The organism is Pseudomonas sp. NPDC088444, assembly GCF_044900175.1.
Classification (GTDB): domain Bacteria; phylum Pseudomonadota; class Gammaproteobacteria; order Pseudomonadales; family Pseudomonadaceae; genus Aquipseudomonas.
Window position 1 is genome coordinate 15,839 of sequence record NZ_JBJDNK010000017.1, and the last position, 25,296, is coordinate 41,134.

General features: G+C 58.3%; 21 protein-coding genes. 9 read left to right on the forward strand and 12 right to left on the reverse strand.

Annotated features, from left to right (window positions below; translation table 11 throughout):
* Positions 1-10 precede the first annotated feature (10 nt).
* Positions 11-1,114, forward strand: coding sequence for a DNA replication/repair protein RecF (recF, locus tag ACI2KB_RS25970; protein WP_404639394.1), 1,104 nt, complete (start codon positions 11-13; stop codon positions 1,112-1,114).
* 4 nt (positions 1,115-1,118) lie between these two features.
* Positions 1,119-3,536 (forward strand): DNA topoisomerase (ATP-hydrolyzing) subunit B, encoded by a 2,418-nt coding sequence (gyrB, locus tag ACI2KB_RS25975; protein WP_404639396.1) that lies wholly within the window; start codon positions 1,119-1,121, stop codon positions 3,534-3,536.
* 61 nt (positions 3,537-3,597) lie between these two features.
* Here gyrB and ACI2KB_RS25980 read toward each other — a convergent pair whose 3' ends face one another.
* The gene (locus ACI2KB_RS25980; protein ID WP_404639398.1) at positions 3,598-4,746 is read right to left on the reverse strand and encodes an acyltransferase family protein; all 1,149 of its coding nucleotides are present in this window, start codon (positions 4,744-4,746) and stop codon (positions 3,598-3,600) included.
* A gap of 26 nt (positions 4,747-4,772) precedes the next feature.
* On the reverse strand, positions 4,773-5,888 hold the full coding sequence (locus ACI2KB_RS25985) for an acyltransferase family protein (protein WP_404639400.1): 1,116 nt from the start codon (positions 5,886-5,888) through the stop codon (positions 4,773-4,775).
* Positions 5,889-6,161: 273 nt separating this feature from the next.
* Here ACI2KB_RS25985 and ACI2KB_RS25990 point away from each other — a divergent pair, with 273 nt between their 5' ends.
* Positions 6,162-8,804: an MGH1-like glycoside hydrolase domain-containing protein gene (locus tag ACI2KB_RS25990; RefSeq protein ID WP_404639402.1), complete on the forward strand. Its 2,643-nt coding sequence runs from the start codon at positions 6,162-6,164 to the stop codon at positions 8,802-8,804.
* 108 nt (positions 8,805-8,912) lie between these two features.
* Entirely contained in the window at positions 8,913-10,037 is a 1,125-nt protein-coding gene (locus tag ACI2KB_RS25995) for an MFS transporter (RefSeq protein ID WP_404639591.1), read from the forward strand.
* 185 nt (positions 10,038-10,222) lie between these two features.
* Here ACI2KB_RS25995 and ACI2KB_RS26000 read toward each other — a convergent pair whose 3' ends face one another.
* Genes ACI2KB_RS26000 through glyQ form a run of 4 tightly spaced genes read right to left on the reverse strand, consistent with a single transcriptional unit; the run spans position 10,223 to position 14,616 of the window.
* Complete coding sequence (locus ACI2KB_RS26000; protein WP_404639404.1) at positions 10,223-10,993, reverse strand: lysophospholipid acyltransferase family protein; 771 nt, start codon at positions 10,991-10,993, stop codon at positions 10,223-10,225.
* A 56-nt stretch (positions 10,994-11,049) separates the two neighbouring features.
* Positions 11,050-11,601 carry a D-glycero-beta-D-manno-heptose 1,7-bisphosphate 7-phosphatase gene (gmhB, locus tag ACI2KB_RS26005; protein WP_404639406.1) on the reverse strand — a complete coding sequence of 184 codons (552 nt, stop codon included), beginning with the start codon at positions 11,599-11,601 and terminating at the stop codon, positions 11,050-11,052.
* 16 nt (positions 11,602-11,617) lie between these two features.
* On the reverse strand, positions 11,618-13,672 hold the full coding sequence (glyS, locus tag ACI2KB_RS26010; protein ID WP_404639408.1) for a glycine--tRNA ligase subunit beta: 2,055 nt from the start codon (positions 13,670-13,672) through the stop codon (positions 11,618-11,620).
* On the reverse strand, positions 13,669-14,616 hold the full coding sequence (gene glyQ / locus ACI2KB_RS26015; protein ID WP_166593916.1) for a glycine--tRNA ligase subunit alpha: 948 nt from the start codon (positions 14,614-14,616) through the stop codon (positions 13,669-13,671). Before glyQ ends, glyS begins: the two co-directional genes overlap by 4 nt.
* Positions 14,617-14,699: 83 nt before the next feature.
* Between glyQ and ACI2KB_RS26020 the strand changes: the two genes are divergently transcribed.
* Both ACI2KB_RS26020 and ACI2KB_RS26025 read left to right on the forward strand, forming a co-directional pair.
* Positions 14,700-15,254, forward strand: coding sequence for a DNA-3-methyladenine glycosylase I (locus ACI2KB_RS26020; protein ID WP_404639411.1), 555 nt, complete (start codon positions 14,700-14,702; stop codon positions 15,252-15,254).
* A 159-nt stretch (positions 15,255-15,413) separates the two neighbouring features.
* Positions 15,414-16,301: a lysophospholipid acyltransferase gene (locus tag ACI2KB_RS26025; RefSeq protein ID WP_404639413.1), complete on the forward strand. Its 888-nt coding sequence runs from the start codon at positions 15,414-15,416 to the stop codon at positions 16,299-16,301.
* Positions 16,302-16,489: 188 nt separating this feature from the next.
* Here the strand turns inward: ACI2KB_RS26025 and ACI2KB_RS26030 are convergent, their stop codons facing one another.
* The 5 genes from ACI2KB_RS26030 to def all read right to left on the reverse strand — a co-directional run bounded on the left by ACI2KB_RS26030 (position 16,490) and on the right by def (position 21,241).
* A complete protein-coding gene (locus ACI2KB_RS26030; protein ID WP_404639593.1) occupies positions 16,490-16,780 on the reverse strand; it encodes a tetratricopeptide repeat protein in 291 nt (96 codons plus the stop codon).
* 33 nt (positions 16,781-16,813) lie between these two features.
* The gene (gene trkA / locus ACI2KB_RS26035) at positions 16,814-18,187 is read right to left on the reverse strand and encodes a Trk system potassium transporter TrkA (RefSeq protein WP_404639415.1); all 1,374 of its coding nucleotides are present in this window, start codon (positions 18,185-18,187) and stop codon (positions 16,814-16,816) included.
* A gap of 146 nt (positions 18,188-18,333) precedes the next feature.
* Positions 18,334-19,656, reverse strand: coding sequence for a 16S rRNA (cytosine(967)-C(5))-methyltransferase RsmB (gene rsmB / locus ACI2KB_RS26040; protein ID WP_404639417.1), 1,323 nt, complete (start codon positions 19,654-19,656; stop codon positions 18,334-18,336).
* On the reverse strand, positions 19,653-20,612 hold the full coding sequence (gene fmt, locus ACI2KB_RS26045) for a methionyl-tRNA formyltransferase (protein WP_404639419.1): 960 nt from the start codon (positions 20,610-20,612) through the stop codon (positions 19,653-19,655). Before fmt ends, rsmB begins: the two co-directional genes overlap by 4 nt.
* 122 nt (positions 20,613-20,734) lie before the next feature.
* Positions 20,735-21,241, reverse strand: coding sequence for a peptide deformylase (gene def / locus ACI2KB_RS26050; protein ID WP_404639421.1), 507 nt, complete (start codon positions 21,239-21,241; stop codon positions 20,735-20,737).
* Positions 21,242-21,377: 136 nt separating this feature from the next.
* Here def and ACI2KB_RS26055 point away from each other — a divergent pair, with 136 nt between their 5' ends.
* The 3 genes from ACI2KB_RS26055 (at position 21,378) to ACI2KB_RS26065 (ending at position 24,238) form a co-directional block, all read left to right on the forward strand.
* Positions 21,378-22,403, forward strand: a complete 1,026-nt coding sequence (locus tag ACI2KB_RS26055; protein WP_404639423.1) for a LysM peptidoglycan-binding domain-containing protein — start codon at positions 21,378-21,380, stop codon at positions 22,401-22,403.
* A gap of 125 nt (positions 22,404-22,528) precedes the next feature.
* Entirely contained in the window at positions 22,529-23,641 is a 1,113-nt protein-coding gene (dprA, locus tag ACI2KB_RS26060; RefSeq protein WP_404639425.1) for a DNA-processing protein DprA, read from the forward strand.
* 39 nt (positions 23,642-23,680) lie between these two features.
* Positions 23,681-24,238: an L-threonylcarbamoyladenylate synthase gene (locus ACI2KB_RS26065; protein WP_404639427.1), complete on the forward strand. Its 558-nt coding sequence runs from the start codon at positions 23,681-23,683 to the stop codon at positions 24,236-24,238.
* 63 nt (positions 24,239-24,301) lie between these two features.
* Here the strand turns inward: ACI2KB_RS26065 and ACI2KB_RS26070 are convergent, their stop codons facing one another.
* A complete protein-coding gene (locus tag ACI2KB_RS26070) occupies positions 24,302-25,279 on the reverse strand; it encodes an NADPH:quinone reductase (RefSeq protein ID WP_404639429.1) in 978 nt (325 codons plus the stop codon).
* Positions 25,280-25,296: the final 17 nt, after the last annotated feature.

A 25,296-nucleotide genomic window follows, 5' to 3' on the forward strand; every position in this document is an offset into this window, starting at 1 on the left:
CGGGCATTCGATGTCTCTCAGTCGCATCTCGGTCACCGGGGTGCGCAATCTGCACCCGGTGACCTTCTCCCCCTCTCCTCGCATCAATATCCTTTATGGCGCCAATGGCAGTGGCAAGACGAGTGTCCTTGAAGCCATCCATTTATTGGGCCTCGCCCGTTCATTTCGCAGCACTCGACTCCAACCTGTCATTCAGTATGAACAGCCCGCTTGCACGGTTTTCGGTCAGGTGGAGCTCACGGAAGGAGGGCACAGCAATCTCGGTATTTCGCGAGACCGCCAAGGCGAGTTTCAGATTCGCATCGACGGCCAGAATGCCAAGAGTGCTGCGCAACTTGCGGAAACTTTGCCCCTGCAACTGATCAATCCGGACAGTTTCAGGCTTTTAGAGGGCGCTCCCAAAATCAGGAGGCAGTTTCTGGATTGGGGAGTGTTCCACGTGGAACCTCGATTCATGGCCTCTTGGCAGCGCTTGCAGAAGGCCCTGCGGCAGCGGAACTCGTGGCTGCGGCATGGTACACTTGACGCCGCTTCGCAGGCTGCCTGGGACCGGGAATTGTGCTCGGCCAGTGATGAAATTGATGAATATCGCAGGGCCTATATTAAAGCGCTTAAGCCCGTATTCGAACATACGTTGAGCGAGCTTGTTCAGCTTGAAGGATTGACCTTGAGTTACTTCCGCGGGTGGGACAAGGAAAAAGATCTGAGCGCTGTGCTCGCCTCTTCTCTTAATCGCGATCAACAGATAGGCCATACCCAGGCCGGTCCTCAGCGTGCTGACTTGCGACTTCGGCTCGGCGGCCATAACGCTGCCGATATTCTGTCCAGAGGACAACAGAAATTGGTTGTCTGCGCGTTGCGCATTGCCCAAGGACATTTGGTCAACCAGGCCCGCCGCGGCCAATGTATTTACCTCGTCGACGATTTGCCATCAGAGCTAGACGAGCATCATCGCAGCGCATTGTGTCGCTTGCTTGAAGAATTACGCTGCCAGGTTTTTATCACCTGTGTAGATCATGAATTGTTGAGGGAAGGCTGGCAGACGGAAACGCCAGTCGCTTTGTTCCACGTGGAACACGGCGGTATCACCCAGACCCACGACCATCGGGAGTGAATGCATGAGCGAAAATCAAACGTACGACTCGTCCAGCATCAAGGTGCTGAAAGGACTTGATGCCGTACGCAAGCGTCCCGGTATGTACATCGGCGATACAGACGATGGCAGCGGCCTTCACCACATGGTGTTCGAGGTGGTGGACAACTCGATCGACGAAGCCCTCGCCGGCTATTGCGATGACATCACTGTGATCATCCATCCAAACGAATCCATCACCGTGCGCGACAACGGTCGTGGCATTCCGGTTGACGTGCATAAAGAGGAAGGTGTCTCGGCGGCAGAAGTTATCATGACCGTCCTGCACGCAGGCGGTAAATTCGATGATAACTCTTACAAAGTCTCTGGCGGTCTGCACGGCGTGGGTGTATCCGTCGTTAACGCCTTGTCTGAAGAGTTGAATCTGACTGTTCGCCGCAGCGGCAAGGTATGGGAACAGACCTACGTTCACGGTGTGCCTAAAGAGCCGATGAAGATCGTCGGTGAAAGCGACACAACGGGCACCGAGATCCACTTCAAGCCGTCTGCAGAAACCTTCAAGAACATCCATTTCAGCTGGGACATTCTCGCCAAGCGGATTCGTGAACTGTCGTTCCTCAACTCTGGCGTGGGCATTGTCCTCAAGGACGAGCGCAGCGGTAAGGAAGAGCTGTTCAAGTACGAAGGTGGTCTGCGTGCGTTCGTTGAATACCTGAACACCAACAAGACAGCGGTGAACCAGGTTTTCCACTTCAGCGTCCAGCGTGACGATGGTGTTGGTGTAGAAATCGCATTGCAGTGGAACGACAGCTTCAACGAAAACCTGCTGTGCTTCACCAACAACATTCCTCAGCGCGACGGCGGTACTCACCTCGTGGGCTTCCGTTCGGCGCTGACGCGTAACCTCAACAACTATATCGAGCAGGAAGGCCTGGCTAAAAAGCACAAGGTCGCCACCACCGGTGACGACGCTCGCGAAGGCCTGACCGCCATTATCTCGGTGAAAGTTCCCGATCCGAAGTTCAGCTCGCAGACCAAAGACAAGCTGGTTTCGTCCGAAGTGAAAACCGCGGTCGAGCAAGAGATGGGTAAATACTTCTCTGACTTCCTGCTGGAAAACCCGAACGAAGCCAAGGCGGTTGTCGGCAAGATGATCGATGCGGCACGTGCTCGTGAAGCTGCACGTAAAGCCCGTGAGATGACTCGCCGTAAAGGTGCTCTGGATATCGCGGGTCTGCCGGGCAAGCTCGCGGATTGCCAGGAAAAAGATCCGGCGCTGTCCGAACTGTATCTGGTCGAGGGTGACTCCGCAGGCGGTTCCGCCAAGCAAGGTCGCAATCGGAAGACTCAGGCCATTCTGCCGCTCAAGGGCAAAATCCTGAACGTCGAGAAAGCCCGCTTCGACAAGATGATTTCCTCGCAGGAAGTCGGCACCTTGATCACCGCACTCGGCTGCGGCATCGGCCGCGAAGAGTACAACATCGACAAGTTGCGCTATCACAACATCATCATCATGACCGATGCTGACGTCGACGGTTCGCACATCCGTACCCTGCTGCTGACCTTCTTCTTCCGTCAGTTGCCGGAGCTGGTCGAGCGTGGCTACATCTATATTGCTCAGCCGCCCCTCTACAAAGTGAAGAAAGGCAAGCAAGAGCAGTACATCAAAGACGACGACGCCATGGAAGAGTACATGACTCAGTCGGCTCTGGAAGATGCAAGCCTGCACCTTAACGAGTCGGCCCCAGGTATTTCCGGCCCTGCGCTGGAAAAACTGGTCAACGATTTCCGTACCGTGATGAAGACGCTTAAACGTCTGTCGCGTATCTATCCGGAAGATCTGACTGAACACCTGGTGTATCTGCCGGCTGTCGCGATGGAACAGTTGTCCAACCACACCGCTATGCAGGGGTGGTTGAGCAAGTTCGATGCGCGCCTGCGTGCAGCCGAGAAGTCCGGGATTGTCTACAAGACCAGCCTGCGCGAAGACAAGGAGCGCAATGTCTGGTTGCCAGAAGTCGAAATGATCTCCCACGGTCTGTCCAGTTACGTCACGTTTAACCGCGATTTCTTCGCCAGCAACGACTACAAGACTGTCACCGCCTTAGGCGTGCAGATCGGATCGCTGCTTGAAGAGGGCGCTTATGTTCAACGTGGCGAGCGCAAGAAGACCGTCACCGAGTTCAAGGAAGCGCTCAACTGGCTGATGACTGAAAGCACCAAGCGTCACACCATTCAGCGATACAAAGGTCTGGGCGAGATGAACCCGGATCAGCTGTGGGAAACCACCATGGACCCAACAGTCCGCCGTATGCTGAAAGTCACCGTGGAAGACGCAATCGCTGCCGATCAGATCTTCAACACGCTGATGGGCGATGCTGTTGAACCTCGCCGCGACTTCATTGAAGCCAACGCACTGGCGGTGTCGAACCTGGACTTCTAAGGTTCCTTCACTGCAAACCAAAACCCCGGTCGATTTGTATCGACCGGGGTTTTTTCATGTTTCAGCCAGGACTTTTGGCAGAGCCAAGCGGTGATGTCCCCTGCCCTCTCGCTGCCCAACGCTTGCCCCACTGAATCCCTTTCTGTTCGATGAAGCGGTGGCTCAATGATGAAAGCCCCACGATCACGATCAGCAAAAACACCAACAGCAGGTTGTTGAGTAGCGCGCTGTTGAAAGACAGCAGAGGTCCAGGTCCTGTCTCTGGATAGATCACGAACCCATGCCCAATGATCTTCCCGACGAACAACATCGTGAGCGTGAACGCGAACAGGATCATCGCGTGGGTCATGTAGATCGAGTAGGACAGTGTGCCCAGTCGCTCGAATGGGCGCGCCTTGAGCATGTCTGAAAGTCGGCCTGCTTCGAACGAGAAGATCATGATGACTATGCAGAACAGCAGCATCAGAAGGATCTGCTTATGCGCGATATCCATCACCATCACAACGCCTACCAACAGTAGGCCGATCGCTTCCAACAGTGTGAACAGTTCACAGCTGGCGCTCAGTCCTTGAATGCGCTGATAGAGCCTGTAAGTGAGCACACCGGCAAAAAAGCAGGAAAGTCCTTCCAGAGCGGGTTCCATCATCGGCGCGAGTTGCAGTAACAGCAACAACGTCGCGACGAGCGAAATGCCGAGGAACAGCTTCTGCGACAGTCTCGGAATAAACAGCAGGATGGCAGCGAAGATCATGTAGAGGTAGTACTCGACACTGATGCTCCACGCGGGGTAGTTGAATGACTGGGCGTTGAAACCCGGCCACCAGGATTGCAGCAGGAACAGGTTGGGAAGGATTTCCCGCGGTGCGCGTTGGCCGGTGAAGCTACCTTGGTTGAACGCTACGCCTGCGTGTTCTGCGCCCCATTTCATGACTTCCAGGCCGATAGCCAATAGCAGAACGAAGACATGCAAGGGGTAGAGCCGAAACGTGCGGGTGATGAAGAACTGCCGGAATTGTCCTGATGAGGTAAGACGCTGGCCGTAAGTGTGGAACATCACGAAACCGCTGAGCACGAAGAAAAAGCTCACCAGATAGTGCGCATTGCGGAAGAACGCCCACTCGCCGAAGCTCTGCAAAATATGGACGTGATAGATCGCAACGCTGAGGGCGCAAAGGCCTCGGAAGCTGTCCAGTACGAGGAATCGTTTCATCGGCACCTTCCCTGTTTGAGCCTGCATTACGCGGCGCCCTTCCCGGTGCCCGGCCAGTAAGCCTTCAAACCCTCCACTCGTGCCGCAAGCTGTGCCGCGAAGATGTGTCGTCTGGACATCGCAGGCTTTTCAATGAAGTGCCAAGAGAGCATCGCCGCGATCAACACGACGGGAAATGCGAGGAGCATCATCATGACCGGGCTGATTCCCGAGATCTGATGGGCGAGTATTTCCTGCACCGGGAACGCGTAGATATAGACCCCGTAGGAGTAGTCGCCGAGTTGGTTGTAGCGGTCGATCCAAGGGTGAGTGGCGAAGCCCAGATAGAAAATCAGGTAGGTCCAGGCAAGCACGAAGCACTCGAAGAAAAACGGCTTCTGATAGGACCAGGCTGCCAGTGCCGCCAATGGTAAGAACCAGACGAACCGGTGTTGGATGTGTTGGCGGTAGCGGTAAAACGACATGCCCAATACGAATGGCAGGCTCCAATTGAAGAAAAACTGCATCCGGTGGAAATCGGCTAGCAACGTGGTGTTCGCCATCAGCAGTTTGAAGACGATATAAATCGCGGCGTAGATCACCAGAAACCCGGCGAAGCGCAAACCACGCTCGTAGAACGCAAACGCCCCTAGCCCTCCGACCAGCACATACAGCGTGACCTCGTAAAACAATGTCCACAGCGAGCCATTGATCCCCGGCCATGGGTTATTTTCGAATACACCGGGTAGCTGGAATTTCATGCTGAACAGCATCAGGTTGTTGCTGAGGTAACTGTAAGTCGCGCCCGCGCGGAAATAATCCAGCATGCCGAGTGTCGTAAAGATCGGGCCGACTACAAATACGCTCAGCAGCAGAACGAGTGTCAGTCCGGGATAGATGCGCAGAAAACGTGCCGAGAAAAAATCGAGATTGCTGGGCGCCCGGTCGCGGCTCAAGGAGATGAAAAAGCCGGAGACACAAAAAAACGTGACCACGGCCAGTTCGCCGAGCGAGAGGCCGATCCAGTTGGACAGCGGTTCCACCGCACTGCTGCCCAATGCCAGGGGATAACTGTGGGAGATCAGCACGGCGGTGGCAGCGAGCATTCTGATCAGGTTGAAGTTATTGTTTCGTCTGGACGCCAGATCACCCAATGTAGTCATACCGCCTCCGCCCGCGCGCTGGGCAACCACGTTTCGATCCATTCACCGCTGTGATGCTTCGCGTCTTCGAGGGACGCGTAATACCGAGGGGGGAGCCGGAATTGTGTTTCGACGTTGAAACGATACACCGCCGACAATAGTCGTCTAATTGCCATCCCTAATGGGGCGGTGAATAAGTCCATTGCCAATAATTTGACCAAAGACGTCGAGCGATAGATTTAACGGAACGAACGTCGGTTTCAGCCATTCGAATCGTCATTAATGGAAGCGACCATGCCTGCCGAACCTGCCCATCCGACACTGCAGCACACCACCGAAGGATTGCGTCTGGAGGGACACGACGCGGCGAGCTGGCGTGAGTGGGGGCCGTACGTCAGTGATCGACAATGGGGAACTGTGCGCGAGGACTACAGCGCTGATGGCAATGCCTGGGATTATTTCCCACACGATCACGCCCGCAGTCGTACATATCGTTGGGGCGAGGACGGTTTGGCCGGGTTCTCCGACAAGGCCCAACATTGGTGTCTGGGGCTGGCGTTATGGAACGAGCGTGATCCGATCATCAAAGAGCGCTTGTTCGGGCTGAACAACGCCGAGGGCAACCATGGCGAAGACGTGAAAGAGTTGTACTTTCACGTGGACGGTGTGCCGAGTCATGCCTACATGCGCATGCTCTACAAATACCCTCATGCGGCTTTCCCCTACGATGATCTGGTCGAAGAAAACGCTCGTCGAGGGCTGGAAGATCCTGAATACGAAGTGCTCGACACAGGCGTGTTCAATGACAACCATTACTTCGATGTGAGCATCGAATACGCCAAGCACACCGCTGACGACATCTTGATGCGGGTCACGGTCGTCAATCGCTCTGACCGCTCGGCTCGTTTGCATGTACTGCCACAACTCTGGGCGCGGGATGTCTGGAGCTGGGTGCCAGGCGTCGAGCGCCCTTCCCTCACCCTTGTGGATAACCGCGTTGCCGCCGTCCACCCGTTGCAACCTGAAAAGGTAGCCACAGCATGGGGACTGGACGAGTGTGAATGGCTGTTCTGTGAAAACCGCACGAATGCGCCCAAGTTGTTTGGTCGGCCGGAGCCTGGGCCGTTCAAGGATGGGATCAATGAATGGCTGGTGGGTGGTGGGCAAGATGCAATCCGCCGTGATGCGGGCACCAAGGTCGCGGCGCATTTTTTGGTGGAACTGGACGGCGGGGCGTCAACATCGGTGTACCTGCGCTTTGCGCCTGCCAATTCCGGGCATGTGAATGCGCGCGCCCTGTTCGAACAACGCCGATGTGAAGCGGATGAATACTACGCGGTATTGCAGCAGAATCTGACGGACCCGGATGCGCGCAATGTTCAACGTCAGGCGCTGGCGGGCTTGCTGTGGTCCAAGCAGCTTTACGACTTCGACGTCAAAGCCTGGCTGGAAGGCGATCCAGGTCTCCCTCCCCTGCCTCCCGAGCGTGCCCACATCCGCAACGACCAGTGGCGACACTTGTGTAACTTCGACATCGTCTCAATGCCGGACAAATGGGAATACCCCTGGTACGCCTCCTGGGACCTCGCGTTTCAGGCCGTGGCCTTCGCACTGATCGATATCGACTTCGCGAAAGATCAGTTGCTGTTGCTGGTCAAAGATCGCTTCATGCATCCCAACGGTCAGCTTCCAGCCTACGAGTGGCGTTTTGATGATGCGAATCCGCCCGTTCATGCGTGGGCTTCATGGCGTGTGTATCAGATGGAAAAGGCGCAGAAAGGCCAGGGCGATGTGGTCTTTCTTGAAAGGGTTTTCCATAAGCTGCTGCTGAATTTTTCCTGGTGGGTGAATCGCAAGGACGCTGAAGGCCACAACATTTTCCAGGGAGGCTTTCTCGGACTGGACAACATTGGCTTATTCGACCGCTCGGCCGCCCTTGCCCCCGGTTATCAGCTCGATCAGGCCGACGGCACAGCATGGGTGGCGGGCTATGCACTGGATCTGATGCGTATCGCGTTGGAGTTGGCGCAGCACAACGAAGTCTACGTCGATATCGCCGTGAAGTTTTTCGAGCATTTTTTGTACATCGCAGGCGCCATCAACGAGGTCGATAAAGAAGAAGTCGAAGGCTTGTGGAATGACGAGGATGGTTTTTTCTACGACGTACTGCATCGTCCTGATGGTCAGCGTGAGTCGGTCAAGTTGCGCTCGTTCGTGGGGCTGATTCCCCTCTTCGCGGTGCGAGTGCTGGAACAGCGTGAACATGAAGGTCTCAAGGGATTGCGTGAAAGGCTGCTGGGGTTTTTGCACCATCGGCCGGATCTGGCCGCCCTGATCTCGCGCTGGACTGAACCGGGTAAAGGAAATCGCCTGTTGCTGGCGCTGTTGCGGGGGCAGCGGACCAAAGACTTGATCAAGCGCATGCTCGATGAAAGTGAATTTCTGTCCCCTCACGGGGTGCGTTCGCTGTCTCGGTTGTATGGCGAAAATCCCTTCAGCATGCAGATCAACGGCAATACGCTGTCGGCGGATTACGAACCGGCGGAATCCAGCTCTCGGCTGTTCGGTGGGAATTCAAACTGGCGAGGTCCGGTCTGGATGCCGCTGAACTACATGCTGATCGAATCGTTGCGTGAGTTTCATCGCTATTACGGCGAAAATTTTTCCGTCGAATACCCCGGTGGCTCAGGGTATCTGGCGTCGCTTGAAGAAGTGGCTGACGGAATAAGCCAACGCTTAAACAGACTTTTCCTGCGCGATGACGAGGGCAACCGTCCCTCCATGGCGGGTTATTCACAGCTTGAAATAGACCCTCAGAGCCGGGATCTGGTGTTGTTCCACGAATACTTCCACGGTGAAAACGGCCGTGGTTTGGGGGCTTCACATCAGACGGGGTGGAGTGCATTGGTGGCCCTGTTGCTTCAGCCAAAAGGATAAACTGCGCGGCTGACTCACACGACGGGCCAAGGAGTTGTATCCCGGATGTCGTTTCGCAAATACCAGAAAGTACTGTCGATACCCCGGGTGCTACCCGCCACGTTGTTCATGTTTGTGGCGGGCATTCCGCTGACTGTCATGACCCTCACTCTGAGCCTGCATGTGCTCAATGAGATGGGACGAAGTTATTTCGATGCCGGGTTGGTGGGAACTGCCACTGCGCTAGGCTTCGCTGTCGGATCCCCGCTGTTGGGCCGCATGATCGATCGCCATGGTCTTCGTCCAGTGGTCGCCGTCAGTGGCGTGTTATCCACCCTCGCCTGGCTACTGCTGCCGGTGTTGACCTATCCGTTCTTTGTCCTGTTTGCGTTTCTCGCGGGCGCTTCTACCGTTCCAACCGGATCGCTCGCGCGGCAATTCGTGGCGAGCCTCGTGCCGCTCGACCAACGGCGCCCGGCCTACACGCTCAACATGATGCTGACCGAGCTTTCGTTCGTGATCAGTCCGGCAGTGGCAATCCTGTTGATAACCACCTATTCGGCGTCGGCCATTTTGATTGGTATCGGCGTGTGGCGGGCGCTGTCCTACATTGCGCTCTACATCCTGAATTGGCCTACACGCAGTTCCGAAGAACTCACTAGAGATCCCGATCCTGTACGACCCGGCATCAGGTCATGGATGACGCCTCAACTGATGAGTGTGTTGCTGGTCGCGGCCGGCGCGTTGTTCATGGTGTTTGGAACAGAGCTGGCGCTGATTGCTGTGCTGCGTACCAACGGAGAAGTCGCGTTCACCGGCTACGTGATCGCTGCAATGGCGCTGGCGTCGATCTGCGGCGGCTTCATTCACGGTGCCGTTCACAGATCCTGGTCACAGCTACGGCTGGCGTTGACCATGAGCCTGCTGTTGATGCCGGTGGTCTTTTTCGACGGCGTTTGGTGGTGGTTGATGTTGGCGCTGTTGCCGAACAACTTGCTGTGTACGCCAACATTGGCATCAGGTTCAGAAGCAGTCGCCAAGCTCGCGCCCGCCAATGTGCGAGGCGAAGTAATGGGGTTGCATGACTCGGCCAATCGGCTGGGTCAGACGCTGTCTACGCCGCTTGTAGGGCTTGCGATAGACCACCTCTCCCCGGCAATGGGATTCGTGGCAGCAGCCACCGGTGGATTGGTACTGGTGGGCATGGCAGCACTTTGCAATCTGTGGATATCCTCCAAGAAACCCATGGCGTAGAAACAAAAATCGGCCTTGGCCGGGGAGGCTCAAGACCGATATTTTCAACCGTGAAAAAGCGCTGTCAGAAAAAACTTATGCACGTTTTTGGTTCGATAATCGCAGTCAGAAATAAGTAATTAAATTAATGACTTAGCGATGGTTATCAGAAATCTCACACATTTGGTGCACAGGTTATCCACAATTCACGCGGGTGATTTTTCAGGGGTTGGCGCTGGTACGACAGGCGAGCCTAACGCTTTCTGGGTTTCCTCGTTCCAGGCAGCGACCCGATCATTTAGCGCGGCGATGGCACGGGGGCCAGTGCCCTCGGCGTACATCGGCTCACCAATCACCACTTCGATCGTGCCAGGTTTCTTGCCCCAGCCTTCTTTCGGCCAGTATTTACCTGCGTTGTGAGCAACCGGCAACACGGGCAATTCAGCGTTCACCGCCATCGCTGCACCGCTGCGCGAGAATTTTCCGATCTGGCCGTAAGGCACACGCGTCCCTTCCGGGAAGATCAGCACCCAAACGCCATCCTTGAGTAACTCGTCACCTTTCTTGGCTACGACTTTCAGCGCCGCCTTCGGGTTGTTACGGTCGATGGCGATGGGGCGCAGCATCGCCATCGCCCAACCAAAGAACGGCACGTAAAGCAGCTCGCGTTTGAGCACCTGGCTCAGCGGCTGGAAGTGCGCCGACAGGAAGAAGGTTTCCCACGTGCTCTGGTGGTTGGAGACGATCACGCAGGGCGTCTTGGGGACGTTTTCCTGGCCCGTAACCTTGACCTGAATGTTCAGGAACACCTTGGTCAGCCAGACCGCGCAGCGACACCAATAGACGTTGATGAAGCGATAACGCACAGGGAATGGCAGGAAAGGCGCGACGAAGAAACTCAGTGAGCACCACAGCAAGGCGCTGGTGCCCAGCAGCAGGTAAAAGATGAAGATCCTGATGGCCTGCACTATCGACATAGCTGCTTTTACCATTACGGGCATTGCCCGGATTGAGCGTGCCGTCGAACGACCGGTCAGCCGTTCGACGAAGCGCTGTTGTGAATAAGTTTTGCGGCAACCGCCGCCAGATCGTCAAACACCAACGTTCCAGCGGGTATCGGATTGCTCCGCGTCTTGTGACCTTTGCCCGTCATGACCAGAACAGGTTGAGAGTCGACGGCCACCGCCGCCTCCAGGTCACCCTTGCTGTCGCCCACAAACCAGATTCCGCTCAAATCAACGGAATAATGGCTGGCAATGGTGCGCAACATGCCAGGTTTGGGTTTGCGGCAATCGCACCCCGCATCCGGGCCATGAGGACAGTAAACGATCAACCCGACCTCTCCGCCCTGTTCCGCTACCAATTCACGCAGACGAGCGTGCATGGCGTCGAGGGTGGCGAGGTCGTAATAACCGCGAGCGATACCGGACTGGTTGGTGGCCACTGCCACCGTCCAGCCCGCTTTGCTCAGTTGCGCGATGGCCTCGATCGAGCCGGGGATCGGAATCCATTCCTGCACCGACTTGATGTACGCGTCGGAGTCTTCGTTGATCACTCCATCCCGATCGAGAATCAGCAGCTTCAAATCATGCGCTCCAGCGTCAGCCCAACAGGGAAATGTCGGCAACGCCGAGGAACAGATTGCGCAGACGTGCCAGCAACGCATAACGGTTGGCGCGCACGCTGGCGTCTTCGGCGTTGACCATCACGGCCTCGAAGAAGGCGTCCACCGGTTCACGCAGTGCTGCCAGACGGGCCAGCGCTTCGGTGTACTGACGGTCTGCGGACATCGGTGCCACTGCGTGGTCAGCCTGCTGAATCGCCGAGTACAGCGAGAACTCGTTAGCGTTGTCGAAATACTTCGGCTCCACGGTCTGGGCAATGCTGCCCTCGGCCTTGCTCAGCAGGTTCGACACGCGCTTGTTCACGGCGGCCAGTGCAGCGGCCTCCGGCAATTTGCGGAAGGCCTGAACCGCTTGGACGCGTTGGTCGAAGTCCAGCGCCGAACCCGGTTGCAGCGCACGCACCGACAGGTAAACCGACACGTCGACGCCTTCGTCTTCATAACGTGCACGCAGGCGGTCGAAGATGAACTCCAGCACTTGATCGGCCAGACCGGCTGGCTTGACCTTGGCGCCGAACTGAGTGACCGCGAATTGCACGGTCTTGATCAGGTCCAGGTCCAGCTTCTTCTCGATCAGAATCCGTAGGATGCCCAGCGCCGCGCGACGCAGTGCGTAGGGGTCTTTGCTGCCGGTTGGCAGCATGCCGATGCCGAAGATCCCGACCAGGGTGTCGAGCTTGTCAGCGATGGCGACTGCCGCACCGGTCAGGGTGCTTGGCAGTTCGGCGCCCGCACCACGTGGCATGTACTGCTCGTTCAGTGCCAGTGCAACGTCTTCCGGCTCGCCATCGGCCAGCGCGTAGTAGTAACCCGCCACGCCCTGCATTTCAGGGAATTCGCCGACCATCTCGGTGGCCAGGTCGCACTTGGACAAAATGCCCGCACGGCCTGCGCGCTGAGCATCGCCGCCAATACGCGGCGCGATGAACGCGGCCAGCTTGGAAACGCGCTCGGCTTTGTCGAACACGGTGCCCAGCTGCGCCTGGAACACGACGTTCTGCAGGCGTTGGTTGAAGGTTTCCAGGCTTTGCTTCTTGTCTTGCTTGAAGAAGAACTCGGCGTCGGTCAGACGTGGGCGAACGACTTTCTCGTTACCGAGAACAATCTGCGACGGGTCCTTGCTCTCGACGTTGGCGACCGTGATAAAGCGCGGCAGCAGCTTGCCGTCAGCATCCAGCAGGCAGAAATACTTCTGGTTGTCCTGCATGGTGGTGATCAGGGCTTCCTGAGGCACTTCCAGAAAGCGCTCTTCGAACGAGCACACCAGTGGAACGGGCCATTCGACCAGCGCGGTCACTTCGTCGAGCAACGCAGGCGGTACGATGGCGGTGCCCTCGTGGCGGGTTGCCAGTTCGTCGACACGTTTGCTGATCAGTGCACGGCGCTCGTTGAAGTCGGCCAGTACCTTGGCCGCGCGCAGATCGCTGGCGTAGTTGGCTGGCGAGGTGATACGCACGTTTTCCGGGTGATGGAAGCGGTGGCCACGGGATTCACGGCCAGCGGTCTGGGCGAGGATGGTGCAGTCGATCACCTGATCGCCGAACAGCATCACCAGCCACTGGGTCGGACGCACGAACTCTTCCTTGCGAGCACCCCAGCGCATGCGCTTCGGGATAGGCAGGTCGTTGAGCGAATCCTCGATGATGGTCGGCAGCAGGCTGGCCGTCGGTTTACCGGCGATGTTCTGGCTGTAACGCAGCTTCGGGCCGCTCTGATCGATTTCGCTCAGGTCGACGCCACATTTCTTGGCGAAGCCCAGTGCGGCTTGCGTCGGGTTGCCGTCGGCGTCGAACGCGGCCTGACGTGGCGGACCGTCCAGATTGACGCTGCGGTCTGGCTGTTGAGTGGCCAATTGGGTAATCAGTACGGCCAGACGACGCGGTGCGGCGTAAACCTGCTTGGCGCTGTAGGTCAGACCAGCGGTCTGCAGGCCTTTTTCGATACCGGCCAGAAAGGCGTCAGCCAGGGTGTTCAGGGCCTTGGGTGGCAGTTCTTCGGTGCCCAGTTCAACCAGGAAATCTTGAGCACTCATTGTGCAGCCTCCAGCTTAGCCAACACTTCATCGCGAATATCAGGGGCGGCCATCGGGAAGCCGAGCTTGGCCCGGGCCATCAGGTACGCCTGGGCCACGGAGCGGGCCAGGGTGCGTACGCGCAGAATGTATTGCTGACGCGCAGTCACGGAAATCGCGCGACGGGCATCCAGCAGGTTGAAGGTGTGCGAAGCCTTGAGGACCATTTCGTAGCTCGGCAATGGCAGTTCGGCTTCGATCAGGCGCATCGCTTCACTTTCGTAGAAGTCGAACAGCTCGAACAGTTTGTCGACATTGGCGTGTTCGAAGTTGTAGGTCGATTGCTCCACTTCGTTCTGGTGGAACACATCGCCGTAGGTCACTTTACCGAACGGGCCGTCGGTCCAGACCAGGTCGTACACGGAATCGACGCCTTGCAGGTACATCGCCAGACGCTCAAGGCCATAGGTGATTTCGCCGGTCACCGGGTAGCACTCGATGCCGCCCACTTGCTGGAAGTAGGTGAACTGCGACACTTCCATGCCGTTCAGCCAGATTTCCCAGCCCAGGCCCCAGGCGCCCAGGGTTGGCGACTCCCAGTTGTCTTCGACGAAGCGCACGTCGTGAACCAGCGGGTCCAGACCAACGTGTTTCAGCGAACCCAGGTACAGTTCCTGGAAGTTGTCCGGGTTCGGCTTCAGTACCACCTGGAACTGATAGTAGTGCTGCAGGCGGTTAGGGTTCTCGCCGTAACGGCCATCGGTAGGACGACGGCTCGGTTGTACGTAGGCTGCGTTCCAGGTCTCCGGGCCGACGGCGCGCAGAAACGTGGCGGTGTGGAAAGTACCGGCGCCCACTTCCATATCGTAGGGCTGAAGTACCACACAACCTTGCTCGGCCCAGTATTGCTGGAGGGCGAGGATCAAGTCTTGGAAGGTACGCACGGCTGGCGTAGGCTGGCTCACGAAATTCACCTGTACTGGGGGGCTGCGATTTAAAGAGCGGGAGTATACCCGATTCGGCAGCGCCTCCACCCTTGGGGGGGCCTATGCCACGCTGCTTTTGGTGCAACGAAGATCCACTTTATATGGACTACCACGATCAAGAGTGGGGTGTGCCGCTGCGCGACGCGCAGATGCTCTTCGAGTTTCTGTTGCTTGAAGGGTTCCAGGCGGGCCTGTCGTGGATCACGATTTTGAAGAAACGCGCTCGCTACCGTGAAGTGATGTTCAATTTTGACGTCCGACGCTTGGCCGCCATGACCGATGCCGAGATCGAAGAACTGATGCAGGAGCCGGGCATCGTTCGCAATCGCCTGAAGCTCAACGCCGCCCGTAAGAACGCTCAGGCGTGGTTGCGGCTGGAGGACCCAGTGGCATTCGTCTGGTCTTTCGTGGGCGGCAAGCCCAAGGTCAATCATTTCAAGGACCGCAGCGAAGTTCCGGCCATCACCCCCGAAGCCGAGGCGATGAGCAAGGCCCTGAAGAAAGCCGGTTTCACCTTTGTCGGCCCGACCATTTGTTATGCCTACATGCAGGCGACCGGGATGGTGATGGACCACACCACCGATTGTGATCGGTATGCGCAGTTGGTGAGTGCGTGAGATGAACCCCTGTGGGAGCCGGCTTGCTGGCGAAAGTGGTGTGTCAGTCGCCTTATGTGTAGCTGATGCATTGCATTCGCCAGCAAGCCGGTTCCCACAGGTCCGCGTTGACGGTCAGGAGTGGTTACAATGCCCGCCTCATCGATTCAGGAGTGATCTGTGGATAAGTTCAAAGGCGCCATGATGGTCGGGGCGTTGCGGTTGTTTGCTCTGCTTCCCTGGCGCGCCGTGCAGTGGGTCGGCACCGGCATTGGCTGGCTGATGTGGAAACTGCCTAACCGTTCCCGTGAGGTGGCGCGCATCAACCTTTCCAAATGCTTTCCCGAGCTGAACCCCGCAGAGCTTGAAGCCTTGGTGGGTCGCAGTTTGATGGACATCGGCAAGACGCTGACCGAGAGCGCCTGCGCCTGGATCTGGCCTGCGCAAAAATCGATCAATCTGGTACGCGAAGTCGAAGGCTTACACATCCTCAAGGACGCGCTGGCTTCCGGTAAAGGCGTGGTGGGTATCACCAGCCATCTGGGCAATTGGGAGGTGTTGAACCACTTTTATTGCAGCCAGTGCAAACCGATCATTTTCTACCGGCCGCCCAAGCTCAAGGCTGTGGATGAGTTGCTGCGCAAGCAGCGCGTTCAACTGGGTAATCGCGTGGCGGCATCGACCAAGGAAGGCATTCTCAGCGTCATCAAGGAAGTGCGCAAAGGCGGTTCGGTAGGCATTCCGGCGGACCCGGAGCCAGCTGAGTCTGCCGGTATTTTTGTTCCGTTCTGCGGCACCATGGCCCTGACCAGTAAATTCGTGCCGAACATGCTGGCCGGTGGCAAAGCCGTGGGCGTGTTCCTGCACGCGATGCGTCTGGAGGACGGCTCGGGCTACAAAGTAGTGCTGGAAGCGGCACCGGAAGAAATGTACAGCACCGACACCGAAGTCTCGGCGGCGGCGATGAGTAAAGTGGTGGAGAAGTATGTGCGGGCGTATCCGAGCCAGTACATGTGGACCATGAAGCGCTTCAAGAAGCGGCCTGAGGGCGAGAAGCGCTGGTATTGATTTTGAAGGCGTCGCCGGTTTTTGTGGGAGCCGCCTTGGTGGCGAAAGCGGTGCATACTGATTGTTCCCATGCTCCGCGTGGGAACACCTCCTGTGACGCTCCGCGTCACATGGGCGCCGAGCGCCCGAACCGCGTGCCCACGCGGAGCGTGGGTACGATCAATTTTTCAATGTCGGAATTGGCGGTGCTAGGCCCTTCGATCCAGCTTCTTGAGAAACACCGTCATTTCTTTCTCGGCCTGTTTGTCGCCATGAACGACTGCCGACTGAATGCCCTGTTCCCACGCCTGGCGTGCTTGTGCGGTATCTCCCGCCGCCAGCCACGCTTTACCTAACAACTTCCACGCCGCCGAATACTTGGGATCGAACTCAACGCAGCGCTGCAAATGCTCGACCGCCTTACCGTGATCCCCGGCATCCAGATAGCCCTTTCCCAAACCAAAGCGCAGCAAGGCGTTGTCCATGCCCTTGGCAAGCATCTTTTCCAGTGATTCCAGCACGCAACGCCTCCTTTAGAAAAAGCTCAAGCCCACCTGAAACAGCCGCTCCACGTCGCGAATGTGCTTTTTATCCACAAGGAACATGATCACGTGGTCGCCGGATTCGATGACCGTGCTGTCGTGGGCGATCAGCACCTGTTCATCCCGCGTGATTGCGCCGATGGTAGTGCCGGGCGGCAGGTTGATGTGCATGATCGCCTTGCCAATCACCTTGCTCGATTTGGCATCGCCGTGCGCCACGATCTCGATGGCTTCCGCCGCGCCCCGACGTAATGAGTGCACGCTGACGATATCGCCCCGCCGCACGTGAGCCAGCAGGGTGCCGATAGTCGCCAGTTGCGGGCTGACCGCGATGTCGATCTCGCCACCTTGTACCAGGTCCACATACGCCGGGTTGTTGATGATGGCCATGACCTTCTTGGCACCCAGCCGCTTGGCCAGCAGCGACGACATGATGTTGGCTTCGTCGTCGTTGGTCAGGGCCAGGAACAGATCGGCGTTGTCGATGTTCTCTTCCATCAACAGGTCGCGATCCGAGGCGCTGCCTTGCAGTATCACGGTGCTATCGAGGTTGTCGGACAGATACCGGCAACGCGCAGGATTCATCTCAACGATCTTTACCTGATAGCGACTTTCGATGGCCTCGGCCAACCGCTCACCAATTTGCCCGCCCCCGGCGATGACGATGCGTTTGTAGCTTTCGTCGAGACGGCGCATCTCGCCCATCACCGCGCGAATGTCCGCCTTGGCGGCAATGAAGAAGACTTCGTCGTCCGCTTCGATGACCGTATCGCCTTGCGGAATGATCGGACGATCACGCCGGAAAATGGCTGCAACCCGTGTGTCGACGTTCGGCATGTGCGCGCGTAACTGGCGAAGTTGCTGACCGACCAGCGGACCGCCGTAATAGGCCTTCACGGCGACCAGTTGCACCTTGCCCTCGGCAAAGTCGATCACCTGCAAGGCGCTCGGATACTCGATCAGGCGCTTGATGTAATTGGTGACAACTTGCTCGGGGCTGATCAGCACGTCGACTGGAATGGCCTCGTTGTCGAACAGACCGGCGCGGGTCAGGTACGCCGACTCGCGTACCCGGGCGATTTTGGTTGGGGTGTGGAACAAGGTGTACGCGACCTGGCAGGCGACCATGTTGGTTTCGTCGCTGCTGGTGACTGCGACCAGCATGTCGGCGTCGTCCGCGCCTGCCTGGCGCAACACGGTCGGGAACGAGCCACGGCCCTGAATCGTGCGGATGTCGAGGCGATCCCCGAGCGCACGCAAGCGATCGGCATCGGTGTCGACTACGGTGATGTCATTGGCTTCGCTGGCGAGGTGCTCCGCGAGCGTGCCGCCGACCTGCCCTGCACCGAGAATGATGATCTTCAATCAGTCTCTCCCTGAAATGATGTTCGTCGCCTCACGAAGCACTTTGTGGGAGCCGGCTTGCTGGCGAATGCGTCGGATCAGACAACACAACATTGAATGACACGCCGTATTCGCCAGCAAGCCGGCTCCCACAAGGGCAGATGTGATCATGCACCCGCAGAAATCTTGATGAGCTTGGCGTAATAGAACCCGTCATGCCCGCCTTCCTGTGCCAGCAACTGGCGGCCATGCGGCTGTTTGAGGCCCGGTGGCGGGTTGCCCTGTTGCCCGGCAATATCCAGTTCGCGAGCACCCGGCGTGCGGGCCAGGAATGCGTCGATCACCTCGGTGTTCTCGGTCGGCAACGTCGAGCAGGTGGCATACAGCAGCATGCCGCCCACTTGCAGCGTCGGCCATAGCGCATCGAGCAATTCGCCTTGTAGGGTCGCGAGGGCCGGAATGTCGTCGGCCTGGCGAGTCAGCTTGATGTCAGGGTGACGACGAATCACCCCGGTGGCCGAACACGGCGCGTCGAGCAGGATGCGTTGGAACGGCTTGCCGTCCCACCACTGATCAGTCGCGCGGGCGTCGGCGGCGATCAGTTCGGCGCTCAGGCCCAGGCGGTCGAGGTTTTCCTTCACCCGCACCATGCGCTTGGCTTCCAGGTCCACGGCCACGACGCCGGACAAGCCCGGTTGCACTTCCAGCAAATGACAGGTCTTGCCACCCGGCGCGCAGCAAGCATCGAGCACGCGCTGCCCCGGTGCCAGTTCCAGCAGGTCTGCGGCCAGTTGTGCCGCTTCGTCCTGAACGCTGATCCAGCCTTCGGCAAATCCCGGCAGCGAACGAACGTCGCCCGGCTCATTCAGGACAATGCCGTCCTGACTGAACGTGCTCGCCATGGCTGCGATACCGGCTTCTTGCAGTATCTGAAGGTATTGATCGCGGGTTTTGTGACGACGATTGACCCGCAGAATCATCGGCGGATGAGCGTTGTTTGCCGCGCAGATCGCTTCCCAGTGCTCGGGCCACGCGCCTTTCAGCGCTTTTTGCAGCCAGCGAGGGTGAGCTGTGCGCACCACCGGATCATGTTCCAACTCACTCAGCAGCGCTTCGCCTTCGCGCTGGGCACGGCGCAATACGGCGTTGAGTAGCGCCTTGGCCCAAGGTTTTTTCAGTTTGTCTGCGCAACCGACTGTCTCGCCGATGGCGGCGTGAGCGGGGATGCGCGAGTAGAACAACTGATAGAGGCCGACCAGCAGCAACGCTTGTACGTCGGTGTCGGCAGCCTTGAACGGCTTTTGCAGCAATTTGGCCGCCAGCGCTGACAAGCGAGGCTCCCAGCGCGCGGTGCCGAATGCCAGATCCTGAGTCAAACCGCGATCACGGTCATCGACCTTGTCCAGTTGAGCAGGCAGCGAGCTGTTCAGCGAAGCCTTGCCGCTGAGTACAGCAGCCAACGCCTTGGCGGCGGCGAGACGTGGATTCATTGGCCGTCTACCGGTTGGCCGAGCACGGCGCCGGTCGAGAACTTCTCACGGCGGCTGTTGAACAAGTCAGAAAAGCCCAACGGCTTGCCACCTGGCAATTGCAGGCGGGTGAGGCGCAGTGCGTTTTGTCCACTGGCCACGATCAGACCGTCTTTGCTGGCGCTGAGAATCGTACCCGGCTCGCCCTTGCCTTGAGTGACGTGTGCGGACAGCACTTTCAGCGCTTCGCCATTGAGTGTGCTGTGGCAGATCGGCCATGGGTTGAAGGCGCGCACCAGACGCTCCAGCTCATCGGCAGGACGGGTCCAGTCGATACGTGCTTCATCTTTGTTCAATTTGTGTGCGTAGGTTGCGAGGCTGTCGTCCTGCACCTCGCCGATCAGCGTGCCGTCTGCCAGACCGGCGATGGCCTGCACCACAGCAGGCGGGCCCAGTTCTGCCAGACGATCATGCAGCGTGCCGCCCGTGTCTTCGCCCGAAATTGGCGTGGTGACCTTGAGCAGCATCGGGCCGGTATCCAGACCCGCCTCCATGCGCATCACGGTCACACCGCTCTCTGCATCACCCGCCTCGACGGCGCGCTGAATCGGCGCCGCTCCACGCCAGCGCGGCAGCAGCGAGGCGTGACTGTTGATGCAACCCAGACGCGGGATGTCGAGCACCACTTGCGGCAGGATCAGGCCGTAAGCGACTACCACCATCAAGTCAGGCTTGAGCGCCGCGAGTTCAGCCTGAGCTTCCGAGGCGCGCAGGGTTGGCGGTTGCAGTACGGGAATGTCGTGTTGCAGGGCGAGTTGTTTGACCGGGCTGGGCATCAGCTTCTGGCCACGGCCCGCCGGACGATCCGGCTGGGTGTAGACCGCGATTACCTCATAAGGGCTGTCGAGCAGGGCTTTGAGGTGTTCAGCGGCAAATTCCGGGGTCCCGGCGAAGACGATGCGCAGTGGCTCAGTCATGGGCTTCTCTTGAGAGTTTGACTGTAGGAGCGCGCTTGCCCGCGAGGCGGTGGGTATGACGCATCAATTTGGCAGACTCACCGCAATTAGCGGTCAAGCGCACTCCTACGAATGAGGGAGGATCAAGCGTTCTGCTTGTGTTGCTTTTCCAGCTTTTTCTTGATCCGGTCACGCTTGAGCGTAGACAGGTAGTCGACGAACAGCTTGCCGTTGAGGTGATCGCACTCGTGCTGAATGCACACGGCGAGCAGGCCTTCGGCGATCAGTTCGTAAGGTTTGCCGTCGCGGTCCAGCGCCTTGACCTTGACCCGCTGCGGGCGGTCGACGTTCTCGTAGAAGCCAGGCACCGACAGGCAGCCTTCCTGGTACTGATCCATTTCGTCAGTCAGCGGCTCCAGCTCAGGGTTGATGAACACCCGTGGCTCGCTGCGATCTTCCGAGAGATCCATTACAACGACGCGCTTGTGTACGTTAACCTGCGTCGCAGCCAGACCGATGCCAGGTGCTTCGTACATGGTTTCAAACATGTCGTCGACCAACTGGCGAATGCCGTCGTCCACCTCAGCCACTGGCTTGGCGATGGTGCGCAGGCGCGAATCGGGAAATTCGAGAATGTTTAAAATGGCCATATACGTAAGAGCTGCACTAGTAGGGTAAAGTCAAAATCGGCTGCTAGGCTTGGGACGTTTCAAGCGAAGGCAGCCATAGAAGTCTCGCAGGACTCCATGTTTCACGCGAAGCCAACATGATAAAGGGATTCACCGCATGAGGAAATCACTACTCGCCCTGCTGCTGTTGGCCGCGACAGGCTTTGTTCAGGCGCAAGTACAACTCAGGGAAGGCCATCCAGAGACGTACACCGTCGTCGCCGGTGACACACTTTGGGACATTTCCGGGAAGTTTCTCGCTCAGCCCTGGAAGTGGCCACAGATCTGGCGGGCCAACCCTCAGGTGCACGACCCGGACCTGATCTACCCCGGCGACACCCTGAACCTCATCTATGTCGACGGCCAGCCGAGAATCGTGGTCAACCGGGGTGAGTCTCGCGGCACCATCAAATTGTCGCCCCGTGTGCGCAGCACGCCGATTGCCGAGGCTATTCCGACCATTCCGCTAGGCGCGATCAATGCGTTTCTGCTGAACAACCGCATCATGGACACGGCCAAGCAGTTCGATGATGCGCCTTACGTGGTGGCCGGCAATGGCGAGCGGGTGCTCAGTGGTGCTGGCGACCGTATTTACGCGCGGGGCCAATTCAGTCCGGAGCACGTGTCCTACGGCATCTTCCGCAAAGGCAAGACGTACTACGACCCTGACACCAATGCCGTGTTGGGCATCAACGCGGATGACATTGGCAGTGGTGAAATCGTCGCCAGTGAGGGCGACATCGGGACTGTCCAGATGCAGCGCTCCACGGAAGAAGTGCGTCTGGGGGACCGCTTGTTCGTCAGCGAAGAACGGGCGATCAATTCGACCTTTACCCCCAGTGAGCCAAAGCAAGACATCAACGGCGTGATTATTGATGTGCCCCGTGGCGTGACCCAGATTGGCGAGTTCGACGTGGTGACACTGGACCGGGGCAAGCTTGACGGTCTTGCGGAAGGCAACGTGCTGGCGATCTACAAGACGGGCGAGAAAGTGCGTGACCGGGTGACGGGCGAACAGATCAAGATTCCGGACGAGCGCTCCGGCTTGCTGATGGTGTTCCGCACGTATGATCGGTTGAGTTACGCCATGGTCTTGCACGCCACCCGATCTTTGGCGGTGAATGACAAGGTTCGCAATCCGTAATCCTATGTATCAGCTTTAAAACACATTTTCCCACCGGCATGCTTCACTTATCTAAACGTTGTTAACAGAGTTATCCACAGGTTTGCCCGCCCTTTGAGGCGGGCTCTGTTTTCAAGGAAGAACTCATGCCGTTGTTCGAAAATGCCGGGCAGTCGCCTGCCGAACTGGAGGCGCGTTTGCGTCTTCATCGACTGCCCGAGATCGGTCCCAAGCGTTTCAAAACTCTCATCGATGCCTTTGGCAGTGCGTCCGCTGCGCTCAGTGCTCCGGCCACAGCGTGGCGTTCACTACGCCTTCCCGCCGCCAGTGCGGATGCCCGTCGCGACCCAGCCGTGCGTGATGGTGCAAGCGCTGCATTGCGCTGGCTAGAGCACTCGGACCAGCATTTGCTGATGTGGGACGATCTTGATTACCCTGCTTTGCTGGCGGAAATTCCCGACCCGCCACCGCTGCTTTTCGTTGCGGGTGATCGCACGTTGCTGGAGCGACCGCAGCTTGGAATGGTCGGCAGTCGTCGCGCTTCGAAGCCTGGGCTGGATACGGCGGCAGCGTTTGCACGGAGTCTGGCCGGGGCCGGTTTTGTCATCACCAGCGGCCTGGCATTGGGCATTGACGGTGCTGCTCATCAGGGCGCACTGGATGCAAAAGGTGCCACGATCGGGGTGCTCGGCACGGGAATCGAAAAACTTTATCCACAGCGTCATCGTCAGTTGGCGACCACCATGGTGGCACAGGGTGGCGCGGTCGTTTCCGAGCTACCGCTGGATACCGTGCCCCAGGCGAGCAACTTTCCCAAACGCAATCGCATCATCAGCGGGTTATCACTTGGCGTGTTGGTGGTCGAGGCCAGCGTGCGCAGTGGTTCGCTGATCACGGCGCGTCTTGCGGCGGAACAGGGTCGGGAGGTGTATGCGATTCCGGGATCGATTCATCACCCCGCTGCGCGAGGTTGTCACCAACTGATCCGGGACGGGGCAACGTTGGTGGAAACCGTCGACCATATTCTGGAAGGTTTGCAAGGCTGGAAAAACCTGGCGCCTGCCAGCGGGCCTGTGGAAAATGTTGCGGCACCCGCTCATCCCCTTCTCAATCTGTTGCACGCGGCACCGCAGACCAGCGAAACTCTGGCGGCCAGCAGCGGATGGCCCTTGCCCAAAGTGCTGGCGGCGTTGACTGACCTTGAACTGGAAGGTGGCGTGGTGTGTGACGCCGGACGATGGTTTGCCCGGCCGCGCTGAGGTTAAACTGCCGGCCAGCGATAAATCGGAGAGCGAACGATGGTCAGCAGTTGGCGTGTGCAACAAGCCGCACAAGAGGTCCGGGCCGGGGCGGTGATTGCCTATCCAACGGAAGCGGTGTGGGGATTGGGGTGCGACCCGTGGAATGCCGAAGCGGTGTATCGCTTGCTGGCGATCAAGGAGCGGCCTGTGGAAAAAGGGCTGATCCTGATTGCCGACAATATTCGCCAGTTCGATTTTTTGTTCGAGGATTTCCCCGAATTGTGGATCGACCGCATGGCCAGCACCTGGCCGGGGCCGAACACATGGCTGGTGCCCCATCAAGGCATGCTGCCTGACTGGGTCACCGGTGGGCGTGACACGGTTGCGCTGCGCGTCAGCGATCATCCCCAAGTGCGTGAATTATGTGCGCTGACCGGCCCGCTGATCTCCACTTCAGCCAACCCGACAGGCCGCCCTGCGGCGCGTTCGCGCTTACGGATCGAGCAGTATTTCCATGGGCAACTGGATATGGTGCTGAATGGCGAGTTGGGCGGACGGCGTAACCCAAGCGTGATTCGCGATCTGGTGACCGCCGAGGTCGTGCGCGCGGGTTGAGGTGGTGCTTTGATCGTTCCCACGCGGAGCGTGAGAACGATCAGGCAAGGGAGGGGTACGCCGTTACGGCACCAGAATGATCGACCCCGTGGTGCGACGGCCCGACAGGTCCGTGTGCGCTTGGGCTGCGTCTTTCAGGGCGTATTTCTTTATGTCGTCGACCTTCACTTTGCCACTGCTGACCATCGCAAACACCTCGTCAGCCATGGCTTGCAAGGCTTCAGGGCTGTTGGCGTAGGAGCCTAATGTCGGGCGGGTGACGTAGAGCGAGCCTTTCGACGCCAGAACGCCCAGATTCACACCGGTGACCGCACCCGATGCGTTACCAAAGCTGACGAGCAGGCCGCGTAATTCCAGGCAATCCAGCGAGGTTTCCCACGTGTCTTTACCCACGCCGTCGTAAACCACCGGCACTTTCTTCCCATCGGTCAGCTCGAGCACGCGCTTGGCCACATCTTCCTTGCTGTAATCGATTACTTCCCAGGCGCCGTTGGCCTTGGCGTGAGCGGCTTTTTCCGCAGAGCTGACAGTGCCGATCAATTTCACGCCGACAGCTTTGGCCCACTGACAGGCAATCGAACCCACGCCACCGGCAGCGGCATGGAACAGGATGGTTTCTTCAGGACGAATTTCGTAGGTCTGGCGGAACAGGTACTGCACGGTCAGGCCCTTGAGCATGATCGCGGCGGCTTGTTCGAAGCTGATGTTATCCGGCAGCTTCACGATATTGGCAGCCGGTGTCAGGTGCAGTTCGGCATAGCTGCCCAGAGGACCTGTGCCGTAACCCACGCGATCACCGACCTTGACGTGAGTGACTTCGCTGCCAACGGCCTCGACTACGCCCGCGCCTTCGTTACCGAGGCCCGACGGCATCGCGGCAACAGGATACAGGCCGGTGCGGAAATAGGTTTCGATGAAGTTGACGCCAATCGCTTTGTTGCGCACGAGGACTTCTTTCGGGCCTGGTTTGGCCGGCTCGAAGTCGACGTATTCGAGCACTTCAGGGCCGCCGTGGGCGCGGAACTGGATACGCTTTGCCATTTGCTTTCTCCGTCATG